The sequence below is a fragment of the Pseudomonas viridiflava genome (assembly GCF_001642795.1).
GTDB lineage: Bacteria > Pseudomonadota > Gammaproteobacteria > Pseudomonadales > Pseudomonadaceae > Aquipseudomonas > Aquipseudomonas viridiflava.
Map to the genome: position 1 here is coordinate 109,337 of NZ_LKEH01000019.1, position 23,670 is coordinate 133,006.

General features: G+C 59.8%; 22 protein-coding genes. 14 read left to right on the plus strand and 8 right to left on the minus strand.

Going from position 1 to position 23,670, the window contains the following annotated elements; translation table 11 throughout:
• Positions 1-117: 117 nt before the first annotated feature.
• From AO065_RS06790 to gap, 3 genes are all read right to left on the minus strand, one after another.
• Positions 118-474, minus strand: a complete 357-nt coding sequence (locus AO065_RS06790) for a DUF5064 family protein (RefSeq protein ID WP_004878548.1) — start codon at positions 472-474, stop codon at positions 118-120.
• Positions 475-555: 81 nt separating this feature from the next.
• Positions 556-1,026, minus strand: a complete 471-nt coding sequence (locus tag AO065_RS06795) for a YbaN family protein (protein WP_004878550.1) — start codon at positions 1,024-1,026, stop codon at positions 556-558.
• A 202-nt stretch (positions 1,027-1,228) separates the two neighbouring features.
• Positions 1,229-2,230 (minus strand): type I glyceraldehyde-3-phosphate dehydrogenase, encoded by a 1,002-nt coding sequence (gene gap / locus AO065_RS06800; protein ID WP_004878552.1) that lies wholly within the window; start codon positions 2,228-2,230, stop codon positions 1,229-1,231.
• Positions 2,231-2,449: 219 nt separating this feature from the next.
• On the opposite strand from gap, the gene edd reads away from it, so the two are divergent.
• The 10 genes from edd (at position 2,450) to AO065_RS06850 (ending at position 14,412) form a co-directional block, all read left to right on the plus strand.
• Positions 2,450-4,276: a phosphogluconate dehydratase gene (gene edd / locus AO065_RS06805; RefSeq protein WP_004878554.1), complete on the plus strand. Its 1,827-nt coding sequence runs from the start codon at positions 2,450-2,452 to the stop codon at positions 4,274-4,276.
• The gene (locus tag AO065_RS06810; protein WP_004878557.1) at positions 4,273-5,238 is read left to right on the plus strand and encodes a glucokinase; all 966 of its coding nucleotides are present in this window, start codon (positions 4,273-4,275) and stop codon (positions 5,236-5,238) included. Before edd ends, AO065_RS06810 begins: the two co-directional genes overlap by 4 nt.
• Before the next feature lie 48 nt (positions 5,239-5,286).
• Positions 5,287-6,024, plus strand: a complete 738-nt coding sequence (locus AO065_RS06815; RefSeq protein ID WP_004878560.1) for a response regulator — start codon at positions 5,287-5,289, stop codon at positions 6,022-6,024.
• Between the two features lie 61 nt (positions 6,025-6,085).
• The gene (locus tag AO065_RS06820; protein ID WP_004878562.1) at positions 6,086-7,492 is read left to right on the plus strand and encodes an ATP-binding protein; all 1,407 of its coding nucleotides are present in this window, start codon (positions 6,086-6,088) and stop codon (positions 7,490-7,492) included.
• 129 nt (positions 7,493-7,621) lie between these two features.
• Positions 7,622-8,908 carry an ABC transporter substrate-binding protein gene (locus AO065_RS06825; protein ID WP_004878563.1) on the plus strand — a complete coding sequence of 429 codons (1,287 nt, stop codon included), beginning with the start codon at positions 7,622-7,624 and terminating at the stop codon, positions 8,906-8,908.
• Positions 8,909-9,012: 104 nt separating this feature from the next.
• Positions 9,013-9,921, plus strand: a complete 909-nt coding sequence (locus tag AO065_RS06830; RefSeq protein ID WP_004878565.1) for a carbohydrate ABC transporter permease — start codon at positions 9,013-9,015, stop codon at positions 9,919-9,921.
• Positions 9,914-10,759 (plus strand): carbohydrate ABC transporter permease, encoded by an 846-nt coding sequence (locus AO065_RS06835; RefSeq protein ID WP_004878567.1) that lies wholly within the window; start codon positions 9,914-9,916, stop codon positions 10,757-10,759. Before AO065_RS06830 ends, AO065_RS06835 begins: the two co-directional genes overlap by 8 nt.
• Positions 10,760-10,761: 2 nt before the next feature.
• Entirely contained in the window at positions 10,762-11,922 is a 1,161-nt protein-coding gene (locus AO065_RS06840) for an ABC transporter ATP-binding protein (RefSeq protein WP_004878569.1), read from the plus strand.
• A 127-nt stretch (positions 11,923-12,049) separates the two neighbouring features.
• A complete protein-coding gene (locus AO065_RS06845) occupies positions 12,050-13,411 on the plus strand; it encodes a carbohydrate porin (protein ID WP_004878571.1) in 1,362 nt (453 codons plus the stop codon).
• A 125-nt stretch (positions 13,412-13,536) separates the two neighbouring features.
• Positions 13,537-14,412, plus strand: coding sequence for a D-hexose-6-phosphate mutarotase (locus AO065_RS06850; protein WP_004878573.1), 876 nt, complete (start codon positions 13,537-13,539; stop codon positions 14,410-14,412).
• 125 nt (positions 14,413-14,537) lie between these two features.
• Here the strand turns inward: AO065_RS06850 and AO065_RS06855 are convergent, their stop codons facing one another.
• On the minus strand, positions 14,538-15,395 hold the full coding sequence (locus AO065_RS06855) for a MurR/RpiR family transcriptional regulator (RefSeq protein ID WP_170969002.1): 858 nt from the start codon (positions 15,393-15,395) through the stop codon (positions 14,538-14,540).
• 227 nt (positions 15,396-15,622) lie between these two features.
• Between AO065_RS06855 and zwf the strand changes: the two genes are divergently transcribed.
• From zwf to AO065_RS06870, 3 genes are read left to right on the plus strand one after another with little or no spacing between them, the layout of a single operon-like run.
• On the plus strand, positions 15,623-17,092 hold the full coding sequence (gene zwf, locus AO065_RS06860; protein ID WP_004878578.1) for a glucose-6-phosphate dehydrogenase: 1,470 nt from the start codon (positions 15,623-15,625) through the stop codon (positions 17,090-17,092).
• The gene (gene pgl / locus AO065_RS06865; RefSeq protein WP_004878579.1) at positions 17,079-17,792 is read left to right on the plus strand and encodes a 6-phosphogluconolactonase; all 714 of its coding nucleotides are present in this window, start codon (positions 17,079-17,081) and stop codon (positions 17,790-17,792) included. The genes zwf and pgl overlap by 14 nt, the downstream gene beginning before the upstream one ends.
• A 17-nt stretch (positions 17,793-17,809) precedes the next feature.
• Positions 17,810-18,481, plus strand: coding sequence for a bifunctional 4-hydroxy-2-oxoglutarate aldolase/2-dehydro-3-deoxy-phosphogluconate aldolase (locus tag AO065_RS06870; RefSeq protein WP_004878580.1), 672 nt, complete (start codon positions 17,810-17,812; stop codon positions 18,479-18,481).
• 433 nt (positions 18,482-18,914) lie between these two features.
• Here the strand turns inward: AO065_RS06870 and AO065_RS06875 are convergent, their stop codons facing one another.
• On the minus strand, positions 18,915-19,157 hold the full coding sequence (locus AO065_RS06875) for a DUF3820 family protein (RefSeq protein ID WP_073163482.1): 243 nt from the start codon (positions 19,155-19,157) through the stop codon (positions 18,915-18,917).
• 218 nt (positions 19,158-19,375) lie between these two features.
• Between AO065_RS06875 and AO065_RS06880 the strand changes: the two genes are divergently transcribed.
• Positions 19,376-19,846 (plus strand): PA2169 family four-helix-bundle protein, encoded by a 471-nt coding sequence (locus AO065_RS06880; protein ID WP_004878584.1) that lies wholly within the window; start codon positions 19,376-19,378, stop codon positions 19,844-19,846.
• Between the two features lie 65 nt (positions 19,847-19,911).
• On the opposite strand, the gene AO065_RS06885 is transcribed toward AO065_RS06880, so the two are convergent.
• The 3 genes from AO065_RS06885 to AO065_RS06895 form a co-directional block, all read right to left on the minus strand.
• On the minus strand, positions 19,912-21,438 hold the full coding sequence (locus AO065_RS06885; protein ID WP_032650100.1) for a sensor domain-containing diguanylate cyclase: 1,527 nt from the start codon (positions 21,436-21,438) through the stop codon (positions 19,912-19,914).
• 200 nt (positions 21,439-21,638) lie between these two features.
• Positions 21,639-23,003, minus strand: a complete 1,365-nt coding sequence (locus AO065_RS06890) for a heavy metal sensor histidine kinase (protein WP_004878588.1) — start codon at positions 23,001-23,003, stop codon at positions 21,639-21,641.
• The gene (locus tag AO065_RS06895; protein WP_004878591.1) at positions 22,993-23,670 is read right to left on the minus strand and encodes a heavy metal response regulator transcription factor; all 678 of its coding nucleotides are present in this window, start codon (positions 23,668-23,670) and stop codon (positions 22,993-22,995) included. The genes AO065_RS06890 and AO065_RS06895 overlap by 11 nt, the downstream gene beginning before the upstream one ends.

Here is a 23,670-nt window from a genome sequence, read left to right on the forward strand (position 1 = left end):
TCANATGCATGCCCGCGCGGAGCGATGGGCACGATCAGTGTTGAGGCTGACTTGTGTCTAACGATGAGCGCTCTGCGTGGTAACGCCGCTCAGGACGCTCCGCGTCCGGTAGATGCCTTACTCCAGATGTTCAGGCTTCAACGGCTCGCCGGACTTGGCGTCCAGCTTGTCGCGGATGTCTTCGAACATGCGGTCGTAGTCCGGATGTCTGGCGATCGGCAGGGAATCGCTGTGGGGCAGACCATGCTTGAGGGCGATGCGTCCGGCGTCATGGGCGAAGTTGAAAGCCAGATCGCGGGGCAGGTCGAACGCTTCGGAAAAGCTCTTGCCATCGATCTCGCCCTCCATCGTGAAGTGCATGCCGGTTCCTTGCTTGGGATCTTGACTCACTTCGTAACGCAAATGAACGTCGTAAGCGACCTCCGATGGCTGGAACGCCGCGTGAGTCATGTGCAGATGGCCTGGCTCGAACATGGAGGTTGCCCCATTGAAATTGAGTGTCCACGTAGGACACTGTTCGCGTCAGGGCGGTTCAGCCGGATGTCGGACCGCTCTTCAGCGCGGAGGCGGGCGCTCGGCCTTGACCGGCTCGGGGCGCGACCATATCCACAGATTGCCCAGCGCCATCCCGGCGATTGCCAAATACAGCCACCAGACATGAGTCAGCAGGCTCAGCATCATCACCGCGCAGAACAGCATGCTGACCGTGGCGCTGATCTTGGCGCGCCGGGTGACCAGCCGCCCGTTGCGCCAGTTGTAAAGGATCGGCCCGAACACGCGGTGGTTCTCCAGCCAGGCGTTCAGGCGCGGCGAACTGCGTGTTGCAGCCCAGGCGGCCAGGAGAATGAACTCTGTGGTCGGCAGTCCCGGAATGAAAATCGCGGCAATACCGATGCCCAGGCTGGCATACGCGAGAATGCCAAACAGAAAGCGTGAAAGTCTGGAACCGGGTGGTTTGTACGTCATGGTCTCTACAGGCAGGTTCGAAAAGCCCGGCCAGCTTAACAGCACCTGACGCTTTTTCATGCGTGTGCCACTTCGGCTGTCGGCGAGTCGACGCAGGCACGCCCTGGCGTCCGGCCGTCAGGGGCAAGAAACAGGCATCGCGCAATCAGAAAACGGGCGTCACTGCCCGGGAAGACGAGCGAGGTATGCGCCTTGGCGGTCTTGTCGGAGCGCCAAGAGCTGCGTGCCGATGCAAAGCATCGGCGCGATCAGAGTGGAGGCATTACTCGGCGTTATGCAGCGCCAGACAGTTGTCCAGCATGCGGTTGGAGAACGCCCATTCGTTGTCGTACCAGGACAGCACCTTGAGCAGTTTGCCGCTCACTTTGGTGTGGTTGGCGTCGAAGATCGACGACAGCGGGTTGTGGTTGAAGTCGTGGGAGACCAGCGGCAGGGTGTTGTAACCCAGTACCTTGGAATGCTGGCTGGCTTCTTTCATCAGCGCGTTGACTTCTTCAGCAGTGGTTTCGCGTTTCAGGGTGACGGTCAGATCCACCAGCGACACGTTGATCACTGGAACCCGCACCGCCATACCGGTCAGCTTGCCTGCCAGTTCCGGCAGTACCAGACCTACGGCCTCGGCAGCACCGGTCTTGCTCGGGATCATCGACTGCGTGGCCGAGCGCGCGCGGTACGGGTCGGTGTGGTAGACGTCGATCAGGTTCTGGTCATTGGTATAGGCATGAATGGTGGTCATCAAGCCGCTTTCGATACCCAGTTCACGGTGCAGCACCTGGGCAACCGGCGCCAGGCAGTTGGTGGTGCAGGAAGCGCTGGAGATGATCTGGTGCGACTGACGCAGCGTGTCGTGGTTCACGCCGTAGACGATGGTCGCATCTGCGCCGCTGGCAGGAGCGGAGATGATGACCTTGCGCGCACCGGCAGTCAGGTGGGCGGAGGCTTTCTCGCGGCTGGTGAACAGGCCGGTGCACTCGAATACCACATCGATGTTTTGCGACTTCCATGGCAGCTCCGCAGGGTTGCGGATTGCGCTCACGGCGATACGGTCGCCGTTGACCGTCAGGCTCTCTTTGTCACACTCCACGGTGCCGCTGAACGGGCCGTGTACAGTGTCGAAACGCAGCAGGTGCGCGTTCATTTCGCTGTCGCCCAGATCGTTGATGGCGACGACCTGCAGGTCCTGTCGGTAACCTTGGGTATACAGTGCGCGTAGGACGTTGCGGCCGATGCGGCCAAAACCGTTGATTGCGATACGAAGAGTCATACAGCCGTCCTTCATAAATTTGTTGTTGGAATTACAAGATTATTCTCATAGAAATAGAAAACAAGCCTTTTTAGTGGCAATATTTTGTTTTATCTACAACTACAAGCCTGAAAGGCATGCCCCATTGATCGAAACCAGGCCTTTGCGCGACAGCATTCGGCCCCGATCATCGGAACCGTCTTTACGGGTGACCATAGACGTTAGCCTGGAGTTCATCACATGCATCCCCGCATTCTTGAAGTAACCGAGCGGCTGATCGCTCGCAGTCGTGATACCCGCGAGCGCTATCTTCAATTGATCCGCGGCGCAGCCAGCGAAGGCCCGATGCGCGGCAAACTCCAATGCGCCAACTTTGCTCACGGTGTCGCGGCGTGCGGTCCGGAAGACAAGCAGAGCCTGCGGATGATGAACGCCGCCAACATCGCCATCGTCTCCTCCTACAACGAAATGCTCTCCGCGCATCAGCCCTACGAACACTTCCCTAACCAGATCAAACAGGCTTTACGTGACATTGGTTCGGTCGGTCAGTTTGCCGGTGGTGTGCCGGCGATGTGCGATGGCGTGACCCAGGGCGAGCCGGGCATGGAACTGGCGATTGCCAGCCGTGAAGTGATCGCGATGTCCACGGCCGTGGCGCTGTCGCACAACATGTTCGATGGCGCGCTGATGCTGGGCATCTGCGACAAGATCGTGCCGGGCCTGATGATGGGCGCACTGCGTTTCGGTCATCTGCCGACCATTTTCGTGCCGGGCGGGCCGATGGTGTCCGGCATTTCCAACAAGCAGAAAGCCGACGTTCGCCAGCGCTATGCCGAAGGCAAGGCGACCCGCGAAGAGCTGCTGGACTCGGAGATGAAGTCCTACCACAGCCCCGGCACCTGCACGTTCTACGGCACTGCCAATACCAACCAACTGGTGATGGAAGTGATGGGCATGCACTTGCCTGGCGCCTCGTTCGTCAACCCGTACACCCCGCTGCGTGACGCGCTGACCACCGAGGCTGCGCATCAGGTCACCCGCCTGACCAAGCAGAGCGGCAGCTTCATGCCGATCGGCGAAATCGTCGACGAGCGCTCGCTGGTCAACTCCATCGTGGCCCTTCATGCCACGGGCGGCTCGACCAACCACACCCTGCACATGCCCGCCATCGCGATGGCCGCCGGTATCAAACTGACCTGGCAGGACATGGCCGACCTGTCGGAAGTCGTGCCGACTCTCAGTCACGTCTATCCGAACGGCAAGGCCGACATCAACCACTTCCAGGCAGCGGGCGGCATGTCGTTCCTGATCCGCGAACTGCTGGCGGCAGGCCTGTTGCACGAAAACGTCAATACCGTGGCCGGTTATGGCCTGAGCCGCTACACCAAGGAGCCGTTTCTGGAAGACGGCAAGCTGGTCTGGCGTGAAGGCCCGCTGGAAAGTCTGGACGAGAACATCCTGCGTCCGGTGTCCCGTCCGTTTTCTGCGGAAGGTGGTCTGCGCGTCATGGAGGGCAACCTCGGCCGTGGTGTGATGAAGGTGTCCGCCGTGGCCCTTGAGCACCAGATCGTCGAAGCACCCGCCAAGGTGTTTCAGGATCAGCAGGAACTGGCCGACGCCTTCAAGGCCGGTGAGCTGGAGTGTGACTTCGTTGCAGTCATGCGCTTCCAGGGGCCGCGCTCCAATGGCATGCCCGAACTGCACAAGATGACGCCGTTCCTCGGCGTGCTGCAGGACCGTGGCTTCAAGGTTGCGCTGGTAACCGATGGACGGATGTCCGGCGCTTCGGGCAAGATCCCGGCGGCCATTCACGTTTGCCCGGAAGCTTACGTGGGCGGTCCTCTTGCGCTTGTGCAAGAGGGTGACGTGATTCGCGTCGACGGCGTGAAAGGAACGTTGCAAGTTCTGGTCGAAGCGTCAGAATTGGCCGCCAGAGAACCCGCCACCTGCCAGATCGACAACAGCGTCGGCTGCGGTCGGGAGCTGTTTGGATTCATGCGCATGGCCTTCAGCTCCGCAGAGCAGGGCGCTTGCGCCTTTACCTCTAGTCTGGAGACGCTTAAGTGAAGTTGGCCCTGGTCGGTGATATAGGCGGTACCAATGCTCGTTTTGCCATCTGGGAAGACGACACGCTGCATTCTGTCCGCGTATTCCCGACCATCGACTACATCGGTCCGGAAAAAGCCATCGAGGTCTACCTGCAGGACCTCGAGCTCAAGCGTGGCGATATCGGTTACGTCTGTCTGGCGGTTGCCGGACCCGTGGATGGCGATCTGTTCCAGTTCACCAACAGTCATTGGGAGCTGAGCCGCAAGGCGTTCTGCGAAGACCTGAAAGTCGACCACCTGCTGCTGATCAATGACTTCACCGCCATGGCGCTGGGCATGACCCGGCTCAAGGACGACGAGTACCTGACGGTCTGTCATGGTGTCGGCAAGCCGGATCGTCCACGCGCCGTGGTCGGACCGGGCACCGGGCTGGGTGTCGGCACGCTGATCAAGGAAAGTGACACGCGCTGGCTGGCGTTGCCGGGCGAGGGTGGTCATGTCGACCTGCCGATCGGGACGGCACGTGAAGCGCTGCTGTGGACGCGGCTGATGGCCGAGCACGAGCATGTCAGCGCGGAAGTGGTGCTCAGCGGTGCAGGCCTGTTGCTGCTCTATCAGGTCAGTTGCGCGCTGGATGACATCGAGCCTGAGCTCAAGTCACCGGCTGCCATTACCACAGCAGCGCTTGCAGGCGACCCGGTGGCTGCGGCTGTACTGGACCAGTTCTGTGTGTTTCTGGGCCGCGTGGTCGGCAATCAGGTGCTGACGGTGGGCGGCCTGGGCGGTGTCTACATCGCTGGCGGCGTGGTGCCACGCTTTACCGACTTTTTCATGAACAGCGGCTTCAAGCGCGCACTCGCTGAAAAGGGCGTGATGAGCGATTATTTCAAGGGGTTGCCAGTCTGGCTGGTTACCGCTGAATATCCCGGCCTGATGGGCGCGGGGGTTGCGCTGCAACAGGCCTTCGGTTCAGACATCTGAGCCGCGTCCCTAACAACAAAAATCAACAGCCAACGAGGACGCCTTCACGTGAGTTCAGTCAGTAAATCGATCCTGCTGGTGGATGATGACCAGGAGATTCGGGAGTTGCTGGACACCTACCTGAGCCGTGCCGGTTTTCAGGTTCGCACGGTCGGCGACGGCGCAGGTTTTCGTCAGGCGTTCAACGAGGCGTCCAGCGACCTGCTGATTCTCGACGTCATGCTGCCCGACGAAGACGGCTTCAGCCTGTGCCGCTGGGTGCGCCAGCATCCGCGTCAGCCGCATGTGCCGATCATCATGCTCACCGCCAGTTCCGACGAGGCCGACCGGGTCATCGGTCTGGAGCTGGGCGCCGACGATTACCTGGGCAAGCCGTTCAGCCCGCGCGAACTTCAGGCGCGGATCAAGGCGCTGCTGCGCCGCGCGCAGTTCGGTCAGGAGCGTCCCGGTGGCGACGTTATCCTGTTCGACGAGTGGCGCCTGGACATGGTCAGTCATCGGTTGTTTCACAACGACGGCGAAGAAGTGATCCTGTCGGGCGCCGACTTCGCCTTGCTCAAGCTGTTTCTGGATAACCCTCAGCAGATTCTGGACCGCGACACCATTGGCAACGCCACTCGTGGTCGTGAGCTGATGCCGTTGGAGCGCATCGTCGACATGGCGGTCAGCCGCCTGCGTCAGCGGCTGCGTGACACAGGCAAGTCGCCGCGCCTGATCCGGACCGTGCGCGGCAGCGGATATCTGCTGGCCGCCAACGTCAACGCACAAGCAGGCAGCGGTTATTAACACGCCGGTGGCAGGCCCTAAAAAACGCAGCCTGCCGCTACCGCGTTCGCTGCTCGGGCGAATGCTGCTGTTGACGCTGTTGGCGGTGTTGATCGCTCAGACGCTGTCCAGCGTGATCTGGTTGTCGCAACTGCGAGCCACCCAGATGGAAGGGCTGGTGACCAGTGCGCGCAGCCTAGCGTACTCGATGGCGGCCAGCGTCAGTTACTTCCGTTCCCTGCCGCTCGCCTATCGCCCGCTAGTGCTGGATCAGTTGCGCAGCATGGGCGGCACGCGCTTCGTGGTCTCGCTCAATGATCACCCGCTGGACATGCAGATCCTGCAACCCACGCCGCGCAAACAGGCGGTGCTCGATGTGGTCGGCCAGGTGCTGCGTCAGCACTTGGGCAACGATCCCGACATTGCCGTGTGGTTCGTCAAGCCCGATGATCTGAGAATCTTCAACAGCGGGCTCAAGCTCGACGAGTTGCCGCGTTCCTGGGCGCATTACGCGCTGACCCTGGAGCCGGTCAACCCGCCGGTGCTGGTCACGCAGATCGAAATGGCGCCCGGCGAATGGTTCTACATCGCCTCGTTGCTGCCCGAGCCTTACACCACCCTCGAAGAGCAGGATCTGCCGATTCAACAGGTCTGGTTCATTGGTTTGACCAGCGCGTTTCTGCTGCTGTTCATTGGCCTGCTGGTGCATTGGCAAAGCAGGCCGCTCAAACGCTTGGCGCGTGCTGCGCGGGACATGTCACTGGGTGCGGATGTCGAGCCGGTGGTGGAGGGTGGCGGCAGTGAAGTGGTTGAAGTGAGCCGTGCCTTCAATGCCATGCGCACCCGGATCAGTCGCTACCTGACCGAGCGCGGCCAATTGTTCAGCGCCATTTCCCACGACCTGCGCACACCGATTACTCGCCTGCGGCTGCGTGTCGAGCTGCTTGAAGACGAGCAGATGCAATACAAGTTCGGACGCGATCTCGACGAACTGGAGCTGCTGGTGAAGGGCGCGCTGCAGTGCGTCAAGGACACCGATATCCATGAAAACATCGAGCAGGTGGACCTCAACGTGCTGCTCGACTGTCTCGTCGAGCCCTATCTGCGTCCTGACGGAGAAGGGCGTGTCACTCAGACCGGCGCAGCCCTGTCCTGCTATCCCGGCAAGCCGCTGGCCCTCAGGCGCTGCATCGGCAATCTGATCGACAACGCCCTCAAGTACGGCGACCGGGCGCACCTCAAGGTCGAGGACAACGCGCTGGCCTTCGTGCTGCATGTCGATGACGAGGGGCCGGGTGTGCCTGAACAGAGGCTAGAGCATGTCTTCGAGCCGCATTTCCGTCTGGCAGGTGGCAATCAGCAAGGCTACGGCCTGGGGCTGGGCATCGCGCGCAATATCGCCCATAGCCATGGCGGGGAGGTGAGCCTGCAGAATCTTCGCGAAGGCGGGCTGCGCGTCACGCTGTACCTGCCGCGGACATCAGAGTGATATCGAATGTAACCATCCGGTGACATTCGCGCATCCCTTCGTTACCGTCCTCGCGATTCGCTTGGTTAGACTCCCACGAAGCGCAAGCACCAGACTTGCTCATGCATAACAACAAGAAAGGTCAATTCGATGAATTCAATGTCACGCCTCGCCGTTGTCATCTCCCTCGCCTCCCTGTTCCCGCTGAGCGCCCATGCTGCTGATGCCAAAGGCACTGTAGAAGTCGTGCACTGGTGGACCTCGGGTGGCGAAAAAGCTGCGGTCGATGTCCTGAAAGCGCAAGTTGAAAAAGACGGCTTCACCTGGAAAGACGGCGCCGTGGCCGGTGGTGGTGGTTCCACTGCCATGACCGTGCTCAAAAGCCGCGCCGTTGCCGGCAACCCGCCTGGCGTTGCCCAGATCAAAGGCCCGGACATTCAGGAATGGGCGTCCACCGGCCTGCTCGACACCGACGCGCTGAAAGACGTCGCCAAGGCTGAAAAGTGGGACTCGCTGCTGGACAAGAAAGTCTCCGATACCGTGAAGTACGACGGTGATTACGTCGCGGTGCCGGTGAACATTCACCGCGTCAACTGGCTGTGGATCAACCCTGAGGTCTTCAAGAAAGCCGGTATCGAAAAAGCGCCGACTACCCTCGAAGAATTCTACGCCGCTGGCGACAAGCTGAAGAAAGCCGGTTTCATTGCGCTGGCTCACGGCGGTCAGCCATGGCAGGACAGCACCGTGTTCGAAGCGGTCGTGATGTCGGTCATGGGTGCAGACGGTTACAAGAAAGCCTTGGTTGATCTCGACAAGGATGCACTGACCGGCGAAGGCATGGTCAAGTCGCTCACCGAACTCAAGAAAGTCGCGACCTACATGGACGCCGACGGCAAGGGTCAGGACTGGAACCTGGAAGCGGCCAAGGTCATCAACGGCAAGGCCGGTATGCAGATCATGGGTGACTGGGCCAAGAGTGAATGGACCGCCGCCAAGAAAGTCGCGGGCAAGGATTACCAGTGCGTAGCCTTCCCGGGCACCGACAAGGCGTTCACCTACAACATCGACTCGCTGGCAGTGTTCAAGCAGAAGGACAAGGGCACGACCGCTGCCCAGCAGGATCTGGCCAAGGTTGCGATGGGTGAGGACTTCCAGAAGGTCTTCAGCATCAACAAGGGCTCGATTCCGGTTCGCGAAGACATGCTGAACGACATGGCCAAATACGGCTTCGATTCCTGCGCGCAAACCGCAGCCAAGGACTTCCTGGCGGATTCGAAAACCGGCGGTCTGCAACCGAGCATGGCGCACAACATGGCCACCTCGCTGGCAGTCCAAGGCGCGTTCTTTGATGTGATCACCAATTACATCAACAACCCGTCAGCCGATCCGGCCGCGACCGCCAAGCAATTGGCCACCGCCGTCAAGTCAGCCCAGTAATCCGCATAACCTGACGTACCGCTGCAGTCAGCGCGGGTGGAATCGGAAACCGATTTCACCCGTGCCTGTGGCCTGAATTCGATACACCGAATGGGATACTCCCGATGAGCTCTGTCGCTGTGTTCAGCAAAGCCTCGCCACTGGATACATTGCAACGCTGGCTACCGAAACTGGTGCTGGCGCCAAGCATGTTCATCGTGTTGGTTGGTTTCTACGGTTACATCCTTTGGACGTTTGTCCTCTCGTTCACCAACTCGACGTTCCTGCCGTCCTACAAGTGGGTCGGACTGGCGCAATACGCGCGCCTGATGGACAACGACCGCTGGTGGGTCGCGAGCAAGAACCTTGCAGTGTTCGGTGGCATGTTCATCGGCATCAGTCTGGTGATCGGTGTCTTTCTGGCGATCCTGCTGGACCAGCGCATCCGTCGCGAAGGCGCGATCCGCACTATTTATCTGTACCCGATGGCGCTCTCGATGATCGTCACCGGTACGGCCTGGAAGTGGCTGCTCAACCCGGGCCTGGGCCTGGACAAGATGCTGCGCGACTGGGGCTGGGAAGGCTTCCGCCTGGACTGGCTGATCGATCCTGACCGTGTGGTGTATTGCCTGGTGATCGCCGCTGTCTGGCAGTCGTCCGGCTTTGTGATGGCACTGTTCCTGGCCGGCCTGCGCGGTGTCGATCAATCGATCATCCGTGCTGCGCAGATGGATGGCGCGAGCCTGCCGATGATCTACTGGCGCGTGGTGCTGCCAAGCCTGCGTCCGGTGTTCTTCAGTGCGGTGATGATCCTGGCGCACATCGCGATCAAGAGCTTCGACCTGGTGGCTGCGATGACGGCCGGTGGCCCCGGTTACTCCTCGGACCTGCCCGCCATGTTCATGTATTCCTTCACCTTCAGCCGTGGCCAGATGGGCATGGGTTCGGCGAGTGCGATTCTGATGCTCGGCGCGATCCTGGCGATTCTGGTGCCGTACCTGTACTCCGAGCTGAGGACCAAGCGCAATGACTAGTCTTGTGGGCAAGCCAGGCATCAGCTTCAGCCGCGTGGTGATTCACGCCGTGCTGTTGCTGGCCTGTTTGATTTATCTGGTTCCGCTGGTGGTCATGCTGTTCACCAGCTTCAAGACTCCGGAAGACATCGGCACCGGCAACCTGTTGAGCTGGCCGAGCGTCGTCACCGTCATCGGCTGGGTCAAGGCCTGGGACATCGTCGACGGCTATTTCTGGAACTCGCTGCGCATCACCGTTCCGGCCGTGATCATCTCCACCGCCATTGGCGCACTCAACGGCTACGTGCTGTCGATGTGGAAATTCCGCGGCTCGCAACTGTTCTTCGGCCTGTTGCTGTTCGGCTGCTTCCTGCCGTTCCAGACCGTTCTGCTGCCTGCGTCCTTCACGTTGGGCAAGATGGGTCTGGCCAACACCACCACGGGCCTGGTGTTCGTTCACGTGGTCTACGGTCTGGCGTTCACCACGCTGTTCTTCCGTAACTATTACGTGAGCGTGCCGGATGCGCTGGTGCGGGCTGCACGCCTGGATGGCGCTGGGTTCTTCACTATCTTCGGCCGCATCATCCTGCCGATGTCGACGCCGATCGTGATGGTGTGCCTGATCTGGCAGTTCACCCAGATCTGGAATGACTTCCTGTTCGGCGTGGTGTTCTCCAGTGGCGAATCGCAGCCCATCACCGTGGCGCTGAACAACCTGGTCAACACCAGCACCGGCGCCAAGGAATACAACGTTGACATGGCGGCGGCGATGATCGCCGGGCTGCCGACACTGCTGGTGTACGTACTGGCTGGCAAGTATTTCCTGCGTGGGCTCACAGCCGGCGCGGTCAAGGGGTAATCATGGCGACTCTCGAGCTACGCAACGTCAACAAGACCTACGGCACCAACCTGCCGGATACGCTGAAGAACATCGAACTGTCGATCAAGGACGGCGAGTTCCTGATCCTGGTCGGTCCGTCCGGTTGCGGCAAATCCACCCTGATGAACTGCATCGCGGGCCTGGAAAACATCACTGGCGGCGCGATCCTGATCGATGGCGAAGACGTCAGCGGCACCAGCCCGAAGGATCGCGACATCGCGATGGTGTTCCAGTCCTACGCGCTGTACCCGACCATGAGCGTGAGAGAAAACATCGCGTTCGGCCTGAAGATCCGCAAGATGGCGCCTGCTGCCATCGAGGAGGAAGTGGCACGGGTCGCCAAGCTGCTGCAGATCGAGCACCTGCTCAACCGCAAGCCGGGCCAGCTGTCCGGTGGTCAGCAACAGCGTGTGGCCATGGGCCGTGCCCTGGCACGCCGTCCGAAGATCTACCTGTTCGACGAACCGCTTTCCAACCTCGACGCCAAGCTGCGTGTCGAAATGCGCACCGAAATGAAACTGATGCACCAGCGTCTGAAGACCACTACTGTCTATGTGACCCACGACCAGATCGAGGCCATGACACTGGGTGACAAGGTTGCGGTCATGAAGGACGGTATCGTCCAGCAGTTCGGCACGCCCAAGCAGATCTACAACGATCCGGCCAACCTCTTCGTAGCCAGCTTCATCGGCTCGCCGCCGATGAACTTCATCCCGCTGCGCCTGCAACGTCAGGATGGCCGTCTGGTTGCGCTCCTCGACAGCGGTCAGGCGCGCTGCGAACTGCCGGTTGGCGTCAGCGACGCGGGGCTTGAGGATCGGGAAATCATTCTGGGCATCCGCCCCGAGCAGATCACCCTGGCGAGCGGCGAACCTACCGCGCTGCCGACCATTCGCGCCGAAGTCCAGGTCACCGAACCGACCGGTCCGGACACGCTGGTGTTCGTCACACTGAATCAGAGTAAAGTCTGCTGCCGTCTGGCGCCGGACGTTGCGCCACAGGTCGGCGAAAGCCTGACCCTGCAATTCGATCCGTCGAAGGTTTTGCTGTTCGACGCCAAGAGCGGTGAGCGTCTGGGCGTGTTGGGCAATCAGCCTTCGGCTGAGCGTGTCAACAATGTTTCCCAGTTGAGCCGCAAGTGATAGCTTGATCCACCCGAGCACAGCTGGCGGGTCGCCTTTCGCTCAGGCAAGCGACCCACCAGCGAACACCAAGCAGTGATGTAAGACGTAAACCAAAGCTAATAACAATAAAACGAGGATTGATGGGATGAAGAAGATCAACAAGGCTAAATCGCATTCCCGGCTGCAGTTGGTAGGCAAGCTGTCCGTTATTGGTGCAATGAGCCTGGCAGGTAGCGCTCATGCGGCAGATGCGTTTTCCTACGACTCACCATGGATGACCGGTGACTGGGGCGGAAAACGTACCGAGCTGCTCGACAAGGGTTACGACTTCTCGCTGGAATACGTGTCCGAGATGGCCAGCAACATCAAGGGCGGCTACAACGATGACAAGACCGGCCGTTACAGCGATCAGTTCGCGCTGGGCATGAAGGTCGATCTGGAGAAGGTGCTGGGCTGGAACGACGCTGAATTCAAGCTGGCGATCACCGAGCGTAGTGGCCGCAACATCTCCAACGACCGCATCGGCGATCCTCGCGCCGGCACCCTCAGCTCCTCGCAGGAAGTCTGGGGTCGTGGTCAGACCTGGCGTCTGACGCAAATGTGGGTCAAGCAGAAATACTTCGACGGCGCGCTGGACGTCAAGGTCGGTCGTTTCGGACCGGGCGAAGACTTCAACAGCTTCCCGTGCGATTTCCAGAACCTGTCGTTCTGCGGCTCGCAGGTCGGTAACTACGTGAACACCTGGTACAACTGGCCAATCAGCCAGTGGGCCTTGCGCGTGAAGTACAACATCACGCCTGAAGTGTATGCGCAGGTCGGCGTGTACGAGCAGAACCCGTCGAACCTGGAAACCGGCAACGGCTTCAAGCTCAGCGGCAGCGGCACAAAAGGCATGATCCTGCCGGTGGAACTGGTCTGGACACCTACCGTCAATTCGTTGCCGGGTGAGTACCGTGTCGGCTTCTACAAGAGCACGCCGAATGCCGACGACGTTTATGAAGACGTCAACGGTCAGCCACAGGCTGTTACTGGCGCTGCATTCAAGTCGCATGACAGCAAGAAAGGCTGGTGGGTCGTCGCTCAGCAACAGCTGACTGCACACAATGGCGATGCCTCGCGTGGTCTGAGCATCTTCGCCAACGCCACCGTGCACGACAAGGAAACCAACTTTGTCGACAACTACCAGCAGATCGGTTTCACCTATAAAGGTCCGTTCGATTCCCGTCCGAAGGATGACATCGGCATCGGTTTCGCCCGTATCCACGTAAACGATGATGTTCAGGATCGCCGCCGTCTGCAGAACCAGATCAACAACATCAACGACTACGACAATCCGGGCTTCCTGCCAGTGCAGCAGACCGAATACAACTCCGAGATCTACTACGGCTTCCACGTCACCAACTGGCTGACCGTGCGTCCCAACCTGCAGTACGTCAAGCACCCGGGCGGTGTTGACAAGGTTGACGATGCCATCGTGGCAGGTCTGAAGATTCAGTCGAAGTTCTGATTCAGAGCTGACATGAATCATGAATGACGCATAGAGCGATCAAGGGTCGTGTGTGCTTTGCGGGCAGCCTGGCTGCCCGTTTTTTATTGGCTTGAATTCCCCTTTTTTTCAGGACGCGACTGGCGATGACTTCCGACGACGCGCAGATTTCCGAGCATCCCCTGCAACGCTTCTTCCGATCCCGGCGCGCCCGGCCGACGTTCGAGTGGGAGCGCCACCAGTTGCGCGATGTGCTGGTGATCGACCATCCGCAGTGTCAGGCGGTGTTCAGTCGGCAGGGCGCGCAGTTGTTGCACTTTCAGCCCCGCGACCAGAAGCCCTGGCTCTGGTGCGCGGCGCAATGGCCGCAAGTAGGGGCGATTCGTGGCGGAGTGCCGGTTTGCTGGCCCTGGTACGGGCGACATCCCGGTGAGAACGGCTGGCCGGCCCATGGCTGGGGCCGCCTGCTGGACTGGAAACTGATCGACAGCAGCGAAAGCGAGGCGGGCGTGAGCCTGCATTGGCGCTTGCAGCTCTGCGACTGGCAGGCCGACCTGCATGCCGAACTGGGGCAGGGCATGGAACTGAGCCTGAGCACTTGCCATGAAGACAGCGAGCCGTGTCATTTCAGTCATGCACTGCACGCGTATTGGCGCATCAGCGACGTCGCCGAGGTGGCGCTGCAAGGTCTGGACGGTGCGCCGGGCTATGACGAACTGAGTCGCCAGGCGTGCCAGCAACACGGAGCGCTGCGGGTGGCAGGCGGCTGCCAGCGAGTCTTCGAGCACGAGGGCGCGTTACAGCTTCAGGACCCGGCCTGGGCGCGACAGTTGAACATCGACACTGGCGACAGCACCAATACCGTCGTCTGGCACCCCGGTAGCCGTCCATTGCTGGGCGTGTGTGGCAGCGAAACCGCAGGCTTCGTTCGGGTGGAAGCGGCATCAGGCAGCGGCGAAAGCTTCAGCCTCGCGCCGGGGCAACACGCGCAGCTCAAGCTACAGGCGCAGTTGGCGTATTGAGCGTTCGCTTGCGAATGTGACGCAGAGCGATGAGCACGATCACTGCACGGTGAGGGTTGATCGTTCCTCACGCTCCGCGTGGGAATGCCTCTCGGGACGCTCCGCGTCCTCTCTCGGGCTGACGCTCAGCCCTGATCCTCGACCGGATAGCGGCTGTCGTTGAGGCTTTCCTTGATCTTGCGCAGGTGCGGCTGGAAGTCCACGCCACGGCGCAGGGTCATGCCGGTCGCCAGCACGTCCAGAACGGTGAGCTGAATGATCCTTGAGGTCATCGGCATGTAAATGTCGGTGTCTTCCGGCAGCGGGATGTTCAGGCTGACGGTGCTGGCCTGGGCCAGTGGCGACCCTGCGGCGGTCAGGCCCAGTACCGAAGCACCGTTGGCCCGTGCGATGCGCGCGACTTCCACCAGTTCGCGGGTGCGGCCGGTGTAGGAAATGATCACGAACAGCTCACCGGTGTGCGCCACCGACGCAATCATGCGCTGCATCAGCACGTCGGCATGTGCCGTCACCGCCAGATTGAAGCGGAAAAATTTGTGCTGCGCGTCGAGCGCGACAGGCGCCGAAGCCCCCAGACCGAAGAAATGGATCTGGCGCGCCTGGATCAGCATGTCCACCGACTTGCTGATCAGTGTCGGGTCCAGTTGCTGGCAGGCGCTGTCCAGCGACGCGATGGCGCTGCCGAAAATCTTCTGCGTGTAAGCCTCGGGATTGTCATCGGCTTCGACCGCACGGCTGACGTAAGCCGCGCCGCTGGCCAGGCTCTGGGCCAGTTGCAGCTTGAGCTCCGGGTAACCACTGACATTGAACGAGCGGCAGAAACGATTGACGGTCGGTTCGCTGACTTTCGCAGCCTGCGCCAGCGCGGCGATACTCAGTCGCGTCGCCATCTGCGGGTTGAGCAGAATCACTTCGGCCACCTTGCGTTCGGCCTTGTTCAGCTCATCGAGTCGGCCCTGGATTTGCTCCAGGAGGTTTCTAATGCGGTCCATTCAAAATCCTTGTCGGGGCTGATTCACCAACGGTTTTCGCTCGAGCTTTTATTAGCCCTTTAGCCTGTAGCAAAGGTGGCCTATCGTACTGAGGGCCTGTGTTGATCACCACTGGAATATGCTTTTAGGCAGAATGTTGTGGTTATTACTACATATGGCCTTGAGTAACGCCTTTAAAAAAGGTATTTGTAGCCTAACTTGATAAAAGAACCAACATTATGCCCTTGATTACGGTTGAACCGTGCACATTTGCCCTGTTTGGTGCCTTGGGGGACCTGGCAGTTCGCAAGCTGTTCCCGGCTCTTTATCAGCTTGATCGCGCTGGACTCCTGCATGAAGACACAAAAATTCTTGCGCTGGCGCGAGAGCCGGGCGACGCACCGTCGCATCTGGCCTACATCGAACAATCCATGCGTCGCTTCATTTCCGAGGCGCAGCTTGAAGACGAACACGTTTCCCGCTTCCTGGGACGCCTGAGCTACCTGCACGTCGATTTCCTCAAGGCCGAGGATTACGTTGCACTGGCCGAGCGCGTGGGTGACGCAGAAACCCTGATCGCCTACTTCGCCACACCCGCATCGGTGTATGGCGCGATCTGCGAGAACCTAGCCTCGGTCAATCTGGCAGACCGCACCCGCGCGGTGCTGGAAAAGCCGATCGGCCACGACCTTGCGTCCTCGCGTCGCGTCAACGATGCCGTCGCGCAGTTCTTCCCGGAAAACCGCGTTTATCGCATCGACCACTATCTGGGCAAGGACACGGTACAGAACCTCATTGCCTTGCGTTTCGCCAACAGCCTGTTCGAAACCCAGTGGAACCAGAATCATATTTCCCACGTGGAAATCACTGTGGCCGAGAAGGTCGGTATCGAGGGCCGCTGGGGTTACTTCGATCAGGCCGGCCAGCTGCGCGACATGATCCAGAACCACCTGTTGCAACTGCTCTGCCTGATTGCGATGGACCCGCCGAGCGACCTGTCGGCTGACAGTATTCGTGACGAGAAGGTCAAGGTGCTCAAGGCGCTGGCGCCGTTCACGCCCGAGCGTCTCGCGACCCAGGTGGTGCGCGGTCAGTACACCGGCGGCTACAGCGAAGGCAAGGCGGTGCCCGGTTACCTGGAAGAAGAAAACTCCAACACCCAGAGCGACACCGAAACCTTCGTCGCCTTGCGGGCCGACATCCGCAACTGGCGCTGGTCGGGCACGCCGTTTTACCTGCGCACCGGCAAACGCATGCCGCAGAAACTGTCGCAGATCGTGATCCACTTCAAAGAGCCGCCGCACTACATCTTCGCCCCTGAGCAGCGCTTGCAGATCAGCAACCGGCTGATCATCCGCCTGCAGCCGGATGAAGGCATTTCCCTGCAGGTGATGACCAAGGATCAGGGCCTGGACAAGGGCATGCAACTGCGCAGCGGTCCTCTGCAACTGAATTTTTCCGACACTTACCGCAGCGCTCGAGTCCCCGACGCCTATGAGCGGTTGTTGCTGGAAGTCATGCGTGGCAATCAGAACCTGTTTGTCCGCAAAGATGAAATCGAGTACGCGTGGCAATGGTGTGATCAGTTGATCGCAGGCTGGAAGAAGGCGGGCGATGCGCCCAAGCCTTATGCGGCCGGATCCTGGGGGCCGATGAGCTCCATTGCTCTGATTACTCGCGACGGGAGATCCTGGTATGGCGATATGTGACCTTGAGCTGCCAGCAGGGCTGGTAGCACGTGAATTCGACAACCCGCAGCAACTGGCCGACGCGCTGGCTGCGAATGTGGCGAGTCAACTGAAAGCGGCCATTGGCGAGAACGGCCTGGCGACTCTGGTGGTCTCCGGCGGCCGCAGTCCGGTAGCGTTTTTCCAGAGCCTGGCGCAACAGCCGCTGGACTGGAGCAAGGTAGTCGTCAGCCTGGCTGACGAGCGCTTTGTGCCGACCGAGCATGCCGACAGCAACGCGGGTCTGTTGCAGCGTCATCTGCTGCAAGGCCCTGCGGCCAAGGCGAAATTCCTCGGTCTGTACAACGTTGCGGGCAGCGTTGAGGAGGCCGCGCTGACGGCCGACAAGGCGCTGGCCGAGTTGCCGCCCATTGATGTACTTATTCTGGGCATGGGCGATGACGGTCACACCGCGTCGCTGTTCCCCAACAGCCCGAACCTGACCGAGGCCTTGAGCCTGGATGGCGAGCGCCGTTGCCTGCCGATGCTGGCACCCAGCGTGCCGCATCAGCGCCTGACCCTGACCCGTCGCCTGTTGGCGTCGGCGAAGCGACCGATCCTGTCGGTTTCCGGGCAGGCCAAACTCGATACGCTGCGCGCGGCGCTGGCGGGCGATGATCTCGCCGAAATGCCGGTCCGTGCCTTTCTAGAACCGTCTCTTGAGATTTACTGGTGCCCATAAGCAAAGGAAACGTCGCCATGACACAGAACGAAAATAATCAGCCGCTCAGCATGGCGAACAAGATTGCCCAGATCGATGAGCTCTGCGCGAAAGCGAAGATTCTGCCGGTCATTACCATCGCCCGCGACGAGGATGTTCTGCCACTGGCCGACGCTCTCGCCGCTGGCGGCATGACCGCTCTGGAAGTCACCCTGCGTTCGGCGTTCGGCCTGAGCGCGATCCGCATCCTGCGTGAACAGCGCCCGGAATTGTGCGTGGGCGCAGGCACGATCCTGGATCGCAAGATGCTGGCCGATGCCGAAGCCGCAGGTTCGCAGTTCATCGTCACCCCCGGCAGCACGCAGGATCTGCTGCAGGCCGCCGTCGACAGCCCGCTGCCGTTGCTGCCAGGTGTCAGCAGTGCCTCGGAAATCATGATCGGCTACGCCATGGGCTATCGCCGATTCAAGCTGTTCCCGGCTGAAATCAGCGGTGGGGTAGCGGCGATCAAGGCCCTGGGCGGCCCGTTCAACGAAGTGCGCTTCTGCCCAACCGGCGGTGTCAACGAACAGAACCTGAAGAACTACATGGCCCTGCCAAACGTCATGTGCGTTGGCGGTACCTGGATGATCGACAACGCCTGGGTCAAGAATGGCGACTGGGGTCGTATTCAGGAAGCGACCGCGCAGGCGTTGGCGTTGTTTGACTGAGTAAGTCTGGAAGACGCGTAAAACGGCGCCAAGACGAAAGTGCCTGACTCGACACATACCCCGTGGGAGGCGGCTTGCCGGCGATAGCGTCAGTTCAGTCACCCACGTGGCGCTTCGGAAAACGCATCGCCGGCAAGCCGCCTCCCACTGTAGTCCGTGGTTGCAGCAAGCCTTGGATATAACGCTGAGCGCAAGCATGGGCATGATCGGCGAGCGCGATATCACCCTGATCGTTCCCACGCTCCGCGTGGGAATGCCGCCCAGGACGCTCCGCGTCCGCTCTCGGGTATGACGCAGCTTCACGTGCTGCATGCGCACCCGTGATGGGCACCATCAATACGAGGCCAGGCGTCTGGCCCCGTTCAAAGAAGTTGTTGGTTGTATGGCTTTGCGGTGTGCCCTGGTCCGGCGCACCGTTTTTTTTTGCCTCCGCTCAAGCACCGCGGTCCTTGAAGGACTGACGCGGGCGAGTGCGGATCGGGTCCAGTATCTCGCTGAGGCCGTTGTGATCGATCTCCTGCATCAGGGCCAGCAGGCCACCCAGTTCACCCTTCGGAAAGCCCTCACGGGCGAACCAGTTCAGGTAATGGCCGGGCAGGTCGGCGATCAGCCGTCCCTTGTACTTGCCAAATGGCATTTCCTGGGTGACCAGCAGCTTGAGTTTTTCAGGATTCACGGACGGGACCTTCTGTCGTTTCGCTTGAACCAACACGATACGTGCATTCTGCATGCAGGCAAGGTGCGGTTCATGCAGAAATCACGATAATCATTTTGTGAAAATTTCGTAAGATATTGATTTTAAACGAATAAAATTTTTAAAAAAGCTGGCATGACGACTGCAATATTCAAGGCAGAAGCAACTTTCGTATCAACCTGCCATTAGGAAATTATCAAATGACTGATATCAACAAAGAAACGATCTCTATCCTCAATGACCTGATCGAAAACAGCATTGACGGCGAAGAAGGTTTCAAGACCAGTGCAGAGAATGCGAAAAGCCCACAGGTGAAATCCTTCCTTGCACGTCGTTCGACTGAAGTCGGCGCTGCAGTGCGAGAGCTTCAGCAGCACGTACAACAACTGGGCGGCAAGCCAGAAGATTCGTCCAGCGTATCGGCCGACCTGCACCAGGCATGGGTCAAGCTGAAAACTGCATTCACCAGCAGCGATGACAAGGCTGTGCTGGAAGAAGTAGAGCGTGGCGAAGATGTCGCCAAAAAAGCTTACAGCAAGGCTCTGGAGAAATCCCGCGAGAAGGGCGTTTCCCCGGCAGTGATCGCTGTTATCGAAAAGCAATATCAGGGCGTTCTGAAGAACCACGACGAAGTCAAAGCACTTCGTGATGCAGCCCGCGCCGCCTCGTAATCCGGTAGCTCAGCGGTACTAAGAAAACGCCAGCCAGTCTGGCGTTTTTTTATGCCTCCAATCCGTCAGGCCAGACCCGCAATACTTGCCGCAGCCACCCGCAACTCGACCCGGTTACGGCCATTGTTCTTGGCCTGATAGAGCGCCTTGTCGGCAATGCCGAAGAACGCCGCCAGCTTGTCACCTGAATGAACCATCTGCGACGCAACGCCAATGCTGACCGTGATTGGCTGTTCATCGCCGGGGAAGGGCGGCATGGATTCGATGGCCTTGCGTACGTTTTCAGCGAGTATCAGCGCGCCGTTGCTGTCGGTTTCCGGCAGCACCACGACAAACTCTTCGCCCCCGTAGCGGGCCGCCATATCACCCGGGCGCCTTATGTTATCTGCAATGGTCTGAGCCACCTTGCGCAGCGCCTGATCGCCGCCCTGGTGCCCATGGCGCTCGTTGAATGCCTTGAAGTGATCAACGTCGATCATCAGCATCGACAGCGGCTTGCCCGAGCGGTGTGCACGCGACCATTCGGTTTCCATCGCAGCGTCGAGCTGGCGTCGATTATCCAGCCCGGTAAGGCCATCGGTCGCCGCCAGGCAGGCCAGTTGGTCTTCGGCTCGCTGGCGTCTGCGTAATTCGCGGCACAGCAGGCCTGTCAGCCACAGTATCCCCAGACACAGCACACTGGTGGCCGAGCCGACCAGCCAGGCATTGCGCCGCCAGACTGCGTACACCTCTGCTTCGGACTGGCCGACCACGACAATCAAGGGCAGATTGCCGACCCTCGAAAAGGTGTAGAACCGCTGTGCATTCAACTGGGTCGACCAGGCAGAAAAGCTGCCTTCGCCCTCCTTGAGCATGCGCTGGAAGTTGGCAGTCTGGCTGAAGTCCTTGCCGATCAATTCCTGCCCGTCCCTGTCGGGGTGGCGAACAATCAAAATACCTTTGGTATTGATCAGGTTAATACTGCTGTCATTACCCAGCTTCTGACTCATGAACAACTGTTTGAAATACACCAGACGCATGGCAGCACTGGCAATACCCATGAACTCGCCATGGGGTCCTGACATTCTTCGGCTGAAACCGATGCACCAATCCTTGTAACCCCAGCGGGTCTTGTAAGGCGGACTGACGTGCAACTCCAGTGACGGGTCGGTGGCATGTTCCTTGAAATAGGAACGGTCCGAAAAGTTATCGTCGCGCGGTATGACCGATAACGAGTCTGCCAATATCTCTCCCCGATTGTCGAGCAGGACCAAATCACCTTTGTAGGGCGCGGCAGTGGAACGATCAAACAGTACCAACTGACGCAATTCCGGTGAGAGACTCATCAGGTCATGGCGTTGCCAGGCCTTTATCATGCCTTGCAGGGAAGAGTCATAGAGTTCGGCGTTGCGCATCACGTCAGCGTCGATCAACTGCACCATATTGGAGGCGGTACGTGCAGCGGAGAGCGCGGTATCACTGCGTTCGCGCACCAACAGTGACGCCACGATGGTCAGAATCGAGAGGACCGACAGCGAGCTGCCGAAAATGAGCATGAGCTCTGACCGGGACCACTTGTAAGACGCGGCTTGTGTGGATGCAGACAACGGCATTGGTGGGTACTACCTGCAAACGAATGATTCTTGATAATCGATGTGGGTCATTAACTTTATTGGCAGTCTTGTAAAGGCCAGCATATATAGCACGCCTGTTGCAGCTCTAATAAGCGCGCCTGAAGAATAAAGACTGTTTTTTTAAACCATTCAAGACCGTCAAATACCGAGCGTCAATATTAAGTTTGGCAAACGGATAATCAGTGCGGAAGACGGATGCCGAATGTATTGATGCCCCGGTCGCTGTTCACGAACACCGAGCCGCCGTGCATCAGGGCGATGGCTTTGACAATGGCAAGTCCCAGACCGTGGTTGGCACCGCTGTTGCTGCGCGATGCATCGACCCGATAGAACCGTTCGAACAGCCGAGGAAGATGTTCTTCCGGGATCGGTGCGCCCGGATTGGCCACGCCGATGCTGACGTGATTCTCCAGCGCTTGAATGCTCACCTGAATGCGTTCACCAGCTTCGGTGTGCTGTACGGCATTGTGCAGCAGGTTGATCAGTGCCCGGCGCAGGTGGGCCTTTTCAATCGGCACGCTGGCGTCACCTTCGACCTGCACCTGAACCTGTGCGTCTTCGAGGATGAAATCCAGATAGTCCAGCGTAGTGGCGACTTCCCCGGCCAGTGATGCCCGAGTCAACTCCTGAACCCGGGTGCCCTGATCGGCACTGGCCAGAAACAGCATGTCGTTGATGATCGAACGCAGGCGTTCGAGTTCTTCGAGGTTCGATTGCAGCACTTCGAAATAATGCTCAGCCGAGCGGCCTCGGGTCAGGGCGACCTGAGTCTGGCCGATCAGGTTGGTCAGCGGCGAGCGCAGTTCGTGGGCGACATCGGCGTTGAACGACTCCAGCCGCGAATACGCCTGCTCGACGCGCTCAAGGGTTGAATTGAACGAAGCCACGAACTGCTCGAGCTCGGGCGGCAATGGCGACAGTTGCAGACGCCCTGACAGCCTTGGCGGCGCGAGTTTCTGCACTTCAAGAGACAGCGTTGCCAGCGGGCGCAAGCCAATGCGCGCAACCCAGTAGCCCAGCGCTGATGCCAACAGAATGCCCAGCGCAGCAAAGCTGACCAGCGCGATCAGCAGCGAGTGCTGCGCATGCCAGAACGTCTCGGTGTCGATGGCGGTGAGAAAACGCAGGGCAGGGCGTTGATCCCTCGGGGCGAATTCGCTGACCAGCACTTTGAACGCGAAGGGATGATCGTCCAGCCTGAGGTCGCGCATGCCCAGAGGCCCGCCGGCAAACCGGCGAATGGCCGCGTCGGGCTCGCCAAACTCGAAGCGCGGATCATCGCTGACGACCCAGAACCGCAGACGCTTGTCCTCTTCACTCAGCAGGTTGAGCTTGGTCCTGATCTTGGCCCAGTGTTCCTGCGTGCCGTAACGATTGACCGCCGACTCCAGCACGCTGTAGCGCGCATCCACTTCAGCGCGGGGCAGCAGGTCCAGACTCCTGTCGACCTGCAGGTACAGCGCCCAGCCGATCAACAGGAAAACGCCCAGCGCCACGAGCGCAAAAAGACCGCCCAACCGCAGGGCAATCGAGTCAATCCGCACTGCGGCTCTCCAGCACGTAGCCCATGCCGCGGATGGTGTGCAGCAACTTCTGCTCATGCGGGCCGTCAAGCTTGGCGCGCAGGCGTTTGATTGCCACCTCGACGACGTTGGTGTCGCTGTCGAAATTGATGTCCCAGACCAATTCGGCAATGGCGGTCTTGGACAGGATGTCCCCTTGACGTCGGGCCAGCACGCTCAGCAGGGAGAACTCCTTGGCGGTCAGTTCCAGGCGCGCTCCGGCACGGGTCGCCTTGCGACTGATCAGGTCGATCCACAGGTCGGCGATGCTGATCTGCACCGGTTCATGACCTCCGCTGCGCCGGGTGAGCGCTTGCAGGCGCGCCACCAGTTCAAGAAACGAGAACGGCTTGCCCAGATAGTCGTCGGCGCCTTCACGCAGCCCGCGAATTCGATCATCGACCTGCTCGCGCGCAGTGAGCATGATCACCGGTGTCTGCTTGCGAGCCCGCAACGCCCGTAATACGCCGAACCCGTCCAGCCCCGGCAGCATGACGTCGAGCACCATGACGGCGTAATCGTTTTCCAGCCCAAGGTGCAGCCCTTCGATGCCGTCTCGGGCGACATCCACGGCATAGCCCTGCTCGGTCAGGCCCCGACGCAGGTAGTCTGCGGTTTTTTCTTCGTCTTCGATGATCAGCACGCGCAT

What these genes read in the sequence shown, in the direction of transcription:
- AO065_RS06790 (WP_004878548.1), bottom strand. Translation starts at nt 474, where the DNA reads ATGTTCGAGCCAGGCCATCTGCACATGACTCACGCGGCGTTCCAGCCA.
- AO065_RS06795 (WP_004878550.1), bottom strand. Translation starts at nt 1,026, where the DNA reads ATGAAAAAGCGTCAGGTGCTGTTAAGCTGGCCGGGCTTTTCGAACCTG.
- gap (WP_004878552.1), bottom strand. Translation starts at nt 2,230, where the DNA reads ATGACTCTTCGTATCGCAATCAACGGTTTTGGCCGCATCGGCCGCAAC.
- edd (WP_004878554.1), top strand. Translation starts at nt 2,450, where the DNA reads ATGCATCCCCGCATTCTTGAAGTAACCGAGCGGCTGATCGCTCGCAGT.
- AO065_RS06820 (WP_004878562.1), top strand. Translation starts at nt 6,086, where the DNA reads ATGCTGCTGTTGACGCTGTTGGCGGTGTTGATCGCTCAGACGCTGTCC.
- AO065_RS06825 (WP_004878563.1), top strand. Translation starts at nt 7,622, where the DNA reads ATGAATTCAATGTCACGCCTCGCCGTTGTCATCTCCCTCGCCTCCCTG.
- AO065_RS06830 (WP_004878565.1), top strand. Translation starts at nt 9,013, where the DNA reads ATGAGCTCTGTCGCTGTGTTCAGCAAAGCCTCGCCACTGGATACATTG.
- AO065_RS06835 (WP_004878567.1), top strand. Translation starts at nt 9,914, where the DNA reads ATGACTAGTCTTGTGGGCAAGCCAGGCATCAGCTTCAGCCGCGTGGTG.
- AO065_RS06840 (WP_004878569.1), top strand. Translation starts at nt 10,762, where the DNA reads ATGGCGACTCTCGAGCTACGCAACGTCAACAAGACCTACGGCACCAAC.
- AO065_RS06845 (WP_004878571.1), top strand. Translation starts at nt 12,050, where the DNA reads ATGAAGAAGATCAACAAGGCTAAATCGCATTCCCGGCTGCAGTTGGTA.
- AO065_RS06850 (WP_004878573.1), top strand. Translation starts at nt 13,537, where the DNA reads ATGACTTCCGACGACGCGCAGATTTCCGAGCATCCCCTGCAACGCTTC.
- zwf (WP_004878578.1), top strand. Translation starts at nt 15,623, where the DNA reads ATGCCCTTGATTACGGTTGAACCGTGCACATTTGCCCTGTTTGGTGCC.
- pgl (WP_004878579.1), top strand. Translation starts at nt 17,079, where the DNA reads ATGGCGATATGTGACCTTGAGCTGCCAGCAGGGCTGGTAGCACGTGAA.
- AO065_RS06870 (WP_004878580.1), top strand. Translation starts at nt 17,810, where the DNA reads ATGACACAGAACGAAAATAATCAGCCGCTCAGCATGGCGAACAAGATT.
- AO065_RS06880 (WP_004878584.1), top strand. Translation starts at nt 19,376, where the DNA reads ATGACTGATATCAACAAAGAAACGATCTCTATCCTCAATGACCTGATC.
- AO065_RS06885 (WP_032650100.1), bottom strand. Translation starts at nt 21,438, where the DNA reads ATGCCGTTGTCTGCATCCACACAAGCCGCGTCTTACAAGTGGTCCCGG.
- AO065_RS06895 (WP_004878591.1), bottom strand. Translation starts at nt 23,670, where the DNA reads ATGCGCGTGCTGATCATCGAAGACGAAGAAAAAACCGCAGACTACCTG.